The 1,331-nt window shown below is 41.6% G+C and carries 2 protein-coding genes; both read left to right on the top strand.

The window, feature by feature from the left end:
* Nucleotides 1–917 (top strand): acyl-CoA dehydrogenase family protein (locus AC1DUW_RS29170; RefSeq protein ID WP_477644233.1); only part of this gene is annotated, 917 nt, incomplete at its 5' end.
* Nucleotides 918–1,079: 162 nt separating this feature from the next.
* Nucleotides 1,080–1,331 (top strand): thiolase family protein (locus AC1DUW_RS29165; protein ID WP_477644232.1); only part of this gene is annotated, 252 nt, incomplete at its 3' end.

The raw sequence follows: 1,331 nt of genomic DNA, 5'->3' as shown, positions 1-1,331 counted from the left end.
GAACACATAATGGTTTTGTTTCATTAATTAGTGCTCACACCGGGATTGGAAGTACAGGTCTAGTTAAGCTTGCATCCGAACATTTGAAAAATAAATATTTGCCTGAAATGGCAGCTGGTAACAAAATTGCCGCCTTTGCTCTATCTGAACCCGGAGCAGGATCGGATGCAACAAATTTGACAACAAGCGCAGTGAAAAAGGGAGATTATTGGGTTATGAACGGAACGAAGCATTTCATCACTAATGGGCCGATTGCTGATGTCTATACGGTATTTGCCTTAACCGATAAAGAAAAGGGTGCAAAAGGCGGAATTACTGCATTTTTAATAGAAAGAGATTTTCCTGGCTTAACTGTCGGTAAAAAGGACAAGAAAATGGGATTAAGAGGATCGTATACATCCCAAGTTATTTTCGAAGATTGTATCATTCCTGAAGAAAACGTAATTGGTGAAGTTGGAATGGGGTATATGTCAGCACTTAAAATCTTAGGTGAAGGGCGTGTCGGTCTGGCAGCAAGAGCGGTTGGATCATGCGGTAAATTAATTGAATTATCTGCTAAATATGCGAAAGAGCGTATTCAATTCGGCAAACCAATTGCAGACAACCAGGCAATTCAATGGATGCTTGCAGACATGGCAACGGAAACAGAAGCGGCAAGAGCACTAACGATGATGGCGGCGCAAAAGATTGATGAAGGGAAAAAGGTGATTAAGGAAGCATCAATGGCAAAACTATTTGCTTCTGACGTTTTTAATCGAGTAGCGGATAAGGCTGTTCAAATTCACGGGGGTATGGGGTATATGGCGGAATATCCAGTTGAGCGTTTTTATCGGGATGCCCGCATTACGAAGATTTATGAAGGAACAAATGAAATTCAACGTTTAATTATTGCTAGGAATATATTGGAAGTTTGCTAAGCGTCTTCTTTCTCTGAAACCAGGGACTTAAGCATTAAAGAGTAAGGAGTTCTGCTAAAACGGTAAAAGTATTTTACTGAAGCCAGTGAGAAATACGGAAGATGCGTAGTGGCAGATAAACCTGTACATATGCACATTAAAAATTTCAAGGGGGAGAACGAAATGGGAGAAGATATTGTAATCGTGAGTGCTGTCCGAACACCAATTGGACGATACGGAGGTGCGTTTAAAGAAATTAGTTCGGGTCATTTGGCGAGTATTGCCATCAAAGAAGCGATCAAACGGGCAAATATAGAGRCTGAACAGGTCGATGAAGTTATCTTGGGAGAGGTTAGACAAACGACTGAATCGTCCAATGTCGCGAGAGTGGCAGCACTTCGTTCAGGAATCCCTGATTCTGCACCCGCTTTTACA

This window comes from Peribacillus sp. P4_C12, from assembly GCF_056402095.1.
This window is presented reverse-complemented; position numbering and strand designations above follow the sequence as displayed.